Here is a 5,267-nt window from a genome sequence, read left to right on the forward strand (position 1 = left end):
CTCGCCGTCCTCAACCCGGACCGCACCCCCTGGATCACCTCCCGCAGCTGTGGGAGACCGGCCCGGACACGGCAGCCGCCGCCGCCCGCTGGCAACAGCACTTCGGCGGTCTGCGGCTGCCCGCCGAGGACACCATGGCCGAACTCGGCCAGGAGGAGGCGACCTCCGCGCTCGCCGTCCTCAACCCGGACCGCACCCCCTGGATCACCCGCACCACCACCCAGCGTCCGGTGACCCAGACACGCCACCACCACGAGTACACCGAACTGGCCGCCGACGACCCGGCCGCCATACCCTCCCTCGGCGACCTCAGCCGCGCCGCCCGGACCCTCCTCAACCTCGCCTACGTCCTGCCGTACGGCGACCCGCTGCGCGCCGCCCTCCCCGACGCGCTGGCCGCACTGCGCCACCGGCTCACCGACCCCGGGCTGCTGATCCCCGCCGGCTACACCTGGCTGCCGGACGGCCGGCAACTGTCGGCCGCCCTGCGCCAGGTACACGGCCTGCCCGAGACGGGCGGCGCGGACCGGGACGGCTTCACCCCGGTCGGCGACGTCTTCGTCCTCATCCCGTCCTACGGCTCCAGCGAGACCGTGCTGGTGCGCCCGGCCGCCCTCAAGGGCGCAGCTGACCCGGCCTTCGGCCTGCTGACCGGACTCACCGGCACGGGCGGCCACAACCCGCTGTGGCCGGTGCAGACGCTCCTCGGCGACGGCATCACGGAGGCCACCGCGGCCGGCCTCGGCCCGCTGCCGCGCACCGGCCACGCCCAGGACCCCGAGTTCTCCGTCCCCGACCTGGTCACCGAGGTCGCCACCGCGCACGGCCTCGGCCGGGACGCCGCCGTCCTCTACCTCCAACTGCTCGCCCTGCCCGACCCCACCGACCGCCGGCTCACCCGGTGGACCGGCTGGAAGCCCGCCCGCGGCAAGCGCGCCAGAGCCGAACTCGCCGCCACCGACCTGGTGGTGGAGGCCAAACGGCCGCGCGCCGGCCGCACCCTGTTCCTCCCCGGCGGCTGGCAGCCCCACCAGGCACCCCGGCTCCCCATGGAGATCTGGAAGGAGAGCCTGTACGACGGCTCCGCAAGCAGCCGCCCGGTCCCGATGGGCTCCGTCCCCGCACTGTTCCGGCGCGCCTGGGCCCGCACCACCGGGGGCGACGCCCCCGCCTACGAAGAACTCACCACCCGCGCCACCAGGAAGGGCCGCCGATGACCACCACCGCCACCGCCACCCTGCCCGCCGGGGACGCCCGGCAGATCGTCCCGCCCGAGGACCGGTACGCCACCGAACTCGCCTTCCTGGCCGCCCACGACACCGGCCCCCGCCCGCCCGGCTGGCGGCTCACCCCGCACGCCGTGGTCACCTTCGTGATGGGCAGCGACGGCGAACCCCTCGCCCTCCCCGCCGACACCGACGCCCCCGGCGCACTGCCCCGCCGCCTCGCCATCGAGCAGAAGTTCGTCGGCGAACGCGCCCTCGTGGAACGCTGCGTCATCACCCTGGCCGGTGAACGCGGCCTGCTGCTCGTCGGCGAGCCCGGTACCGCCAAGTCCCTGCTCTCCGAACTGCTGGCCGCCGCCGTCTGCGGCACCAGCGCCCTCACCGTCCAGGGCACCGCGGGCACCACCGAGGACCAGCTCAAGTACGGCTGGAACTACGCCCTGCTGCTCGCCCAGGGACCCAGCCGCACCGCCCTGGTGCCCTCCCCGGTGCTCAGCGCCATGACCACCGGGGCCGTCGCCCGCGTCGAGGAGATCACCCGCTGCCTGCCCGAGGTCCAGGACGCCCTGGTCTCCCTGCTGTCCGAACGGCGGGTCGCCGTCCCCGAACTCGCCGGCGGCCCGGACGCCCAGCTGCACGCCGCTCCCGGCTTCGCCCTCATCGCCACCGCCAACCTCCGCGACAAGGGCGTCTCCGAGATGTCCGCCGCCCTCAAACGGCGCTTCAACTTCGAGACGGTGGGCCCCATCGCCGACCTCGACACCGAGACCGCACTGGTACGCCGCCAGGCCCGGGCCGCCGTCGAACGCACCGGGGCCCGCTACGGCGTCGACGACACCGTGCTGGAAGTCCTGGTCACCGCCTTCCGCGAACTGCGCGGCGGACGCACCGCCGAGGGCTGGGAAGTGGAACGCCCCTCCACCGTGATGAGCACCGCCGAGGCCGTCTCCGTGGCCACCGCGCTGGGCCTGGCCACCGCCTACTTCCCCGCCGGGCGCGACCCGCTGCGGCTGCTCCCCGGCCACCTGCTGGGCGTCGTCCGCAAGGACGACCCCGCCGACGCGGCCCGGCTGCTCGGCTACTGGGACGGCGCCGTCCGGCGGCGCGCCGAGGCCGGCGCGACCACCTGGCGCACCCTGTGGGACCTGCGCGCCGTACTGGAGGACTGACCCATGACCCGCACCGTGGACCCCGGGCCCGGGGCCGACACCCAGCGGGCCCGGGCGGTTCTCGGCGAGCTGACCGACCCGGCCGGAGCCCTGCTGATCGGGGTACGGCACCACGCGCCGTCCCTGGCCGCCGCCCTGCCCGCCCTGCTGGACGCGGCCGGACCCGAGGTGCTGTTCGTCGAACTCCCCGCGGACCTCCAGGACTGGCTGCCCTGGCTCGCGCACCCCGAGACCCGCGCCCCGGTGGCGCTGGCGGCCGTCCCCGCCCACCCCGAGGACGGCGCACAGCTCACCGGGCCGGCGTTCTACCCCTTCGCCGACTTCTCGCCCGAACTGGTGGCCCTGCGCTGGGCCGCCCGCCGGGGCGTCCCCGCCGTCGCCGCCGACCTCCCGCTCGGCGACCCGGCCTGGCGCCGGCCGCGCCGCACCGGCGCCCGGCCCCCCGGCCTCGAACACGCCATGCGGGCCCGGCTCACCGGCCGCGACGGCGACGACCTGTGGGACCGGCTCGTCGAGGTCGCCGCCCCCGGATCCGCCCCCGAAGCGCTGCGCCGCGCCGCCCTGCTGGCCGGCTGGGCGCTGCGCCGGGACGCCGAGACCGGCGGCGGCGTCGACCCACTCGACCTGCGCCGGGAGGCCCATATGCGGGCGCACCTGGCCGAGGCGGCGGCCGCGGGACACCGGGCCGCGGCCGTCGTCGGCGCCTTCCACGCCCCCGCCCTCACCGCCACCGCCCTCCGGGCCCCGGCACCCGAGCCCGCCCCGCAGCCCCCGCCCGGCGGCACCCCGCCCTGGACCGTCTCCCTCATCCCGTACACCTACGCTCTGCTCGACGAACGCTCCGGCTACCCGGCCGGCATCCGCGACCCCGAATGGCAGCACCAGGTACTCGCGGCGGCCGGCGACCCGGAACGGCTGACCGAGGCCCTCACCCGCACCGCCGTCCGGGTCTGTGCCGGGCTGCGGGCCCAGGACCACCCCAGCGGGCCGGCCGACGCCCGCGAGATCGTCCGGCTCGCCACCGACCTCGCCCGGCTGCGCGGACTGCCCGCGCCCGGCCGCGGCGAACTCGTCGAGGCCGTCCAGAGCACCCTTGCCCAGGGCGAACCCCTGGGCCGGGGCCGGGCCGTCTCCCGGGCCCTGGAGCGCGTCCTGGTCGGCGACCGCACCGGCCGGCCGGCCCCGGCCGCCCCGCGCGGCGGGCTCGCCCCGGCCGTCGAACGCGAACTCGCCGCACTCGGCCTGCCCGGCCCGGACGGCGGCCGGAAGGCCCGCGCCGAGCGCGAACTGCGCCTGGACCCGCGCCGCTCCGAGCGCGACCGGCGCCGCGATGTCCTGCTGCGCCGGCTCACCGTCTGCGGCATCCCCTACGCCACCGAGGGGGAGGTCAGCGCGGCGGGCGGTGCCGAGCCGGTCACCACCCGCTGGCAGGTGGCCTGGACCCCGGCCACCGCCGCCATGCTGGAGGCCGTGGGGGTCCGCGGGGTGACCGCCGCCCAGGCCGCCGAGGGCACCCTGCGCAGCCGGCACCGCGCCGAGCGGGAGGCGGGCGGCCCCACCGCCGCCCAGGTGATCACCGGGCTCGCGGAGGCCGCCGCGTGCGCGCTGGACGCCCTGGCGGCCGAACGGCTCGCCGAACTGGCCGCCGTGGTGCCCGCCTCCGGCACCCTGCCCGAACTCCTGGCCGCGCTCACCCTGCTGGACCGGCTGCGCGAGCCCGCCACCCCGACCGCACCCACCGTCACCCTGCTGACCGACGCGGCCGTGCGGCAGGTGGACGGCCTCACCGGCTCCGAGGACCCGGCCGACGCCCGGGCCCTGCTGGAACTGGCCCACCGCGCGGACGCGTCCGGCGGGCTGCGGCTCACCGACGCGCTCGCCCGGCTGGCCCGCGACGGCTCACCGCTCATGTCGGGCGCGGCCCACGCCGTACGGGTCCTGCTCGGCCAGCAGCCGCCCCAGGCCCTGGGGGAGCGGGTCGCGTCCTGGGTGGACAACGCCACCACCCCCGACGCCCGTGCGGCGCTCGGCGCCCGGCTGACCGGACTGCTCACCGCGGCGGGGCCGCTGCTGGAAACCGCGCCCCAGGCGCTCGCGCCGCTGCTGGAGCGCGTGATCCACCTCCCCGACCGCCGGTTCCTCGAACGCCTGCCCGCGCTGCGCGGCGGCTTCGACACCCTCAGCCCGGCCGCCCGCGACCGCCTGCTGGCGACCGTGGAGGACACGCTGGGCGCCCCGGTGACCGCGGTGTCCGACACGGACGCCATCACCCTGGCGCACTGGACCACGGCCGACCTGACGGCCCGTGAACAGCTGGCAGCCCTCGGGCTTCTGCCCCCGCCGCACTCCGCCGCCTCGGCCACGGTGCGGGCCCCGGGACCGGACGCGGCGCGCGGTGGCACCCAGCCCGCCGGCCCCAGCGGAACGGACACGCCCCGGCCGACCGGGCACGGCACACCGCTGACCGGAGACCCCGCCGTGGACACGACCGGCCCGGACACCGCCCCGGACACCGCACGAGCGGCCGAGCCGAGCGCCGGCCCCGCCCCGGCCGCCCCCGCGCCCCGGGGGACGGTTGCCGGCGGCGAGGGAGGCCCGGACCACGCTGCCCCGCACGTCGGCACGGAGGCTGCCCTGGACGCCGGGGGAGCGGGCGGTCCCGAGCCGCTGGACAGGGTGGGCTCCGAGGCGGGCTCGGGTGGTGCGGAGAGCACACCCGGCTCCGCCCGGGCCGGTTCCGAGGGGGCCCCGGGAGCCGGGGGCGCGGACGGCTCGGCTCCCCCCACGCCTCCGCTCCGCGCCGGTGCCGTACCGGGCGACGTCCCCCCGCACCGCCCGGCCCCGGGCGGAGCCGGGCGGCCCGTACCGGGGC

Annotated in this window: 2 protein-coding genes and 1 pseudogene; all 3 read left to right on the top strand. The window is 78.2% G+C overall.

Going from position 1 to position 5,267, the window contains the following annotated elements; genetic code table 11:
• A pseudogene (locus tag ACFV5N_RS22680) lies at positions 1–1,217 on the top strand (hypothetical protein); the annotation flags it as partial.
• Positions 1,214–2,395 (top strand): AAA family ATPase, encoded by a 1,182-nt coding sequence (locus tag ACFV5N_RS22685; RefSeq protein WP_385602831.1) that lies wholly within the window; start codon positions 1,214–1,216, stop codon positions 2,393–2,395. The pseudogene ACFV5N_RS22680 and the gene ACFV5N_RS22685, both read left to right, overlap by 4 nt.
• A gap of 3 nt (positions 2,396–2,398) precedes the next feature.
• Positions 2,399–5,267: DUF5682 family protein (locus ACFV5N_RS22690; RefSeq protein ID WP_385602834.1), on the top strand; the 2,869-nt coding region annotated here is incomplete at its 3' end.

It is taken from the genome of Streptomyces sp. NPDC059853 (genome assembly GCF_042731495.1).
Taxonomy (GTDB): Bacteria; Actinomycetota; Actinomycetes; order Streptomycetales; family Streptomycetaceae; genus Streptomyces.

Bases quoted from the DNA above. Each gene is read 5' to 3' on its own strand.
- ACFV5N_RS22685 (WP_385602831.1), top strand. From the start codon at position 1,214: ATGACCACCACCGCCACCGCCACCCTGCCCGCCGGGGACGCCCGGCAG.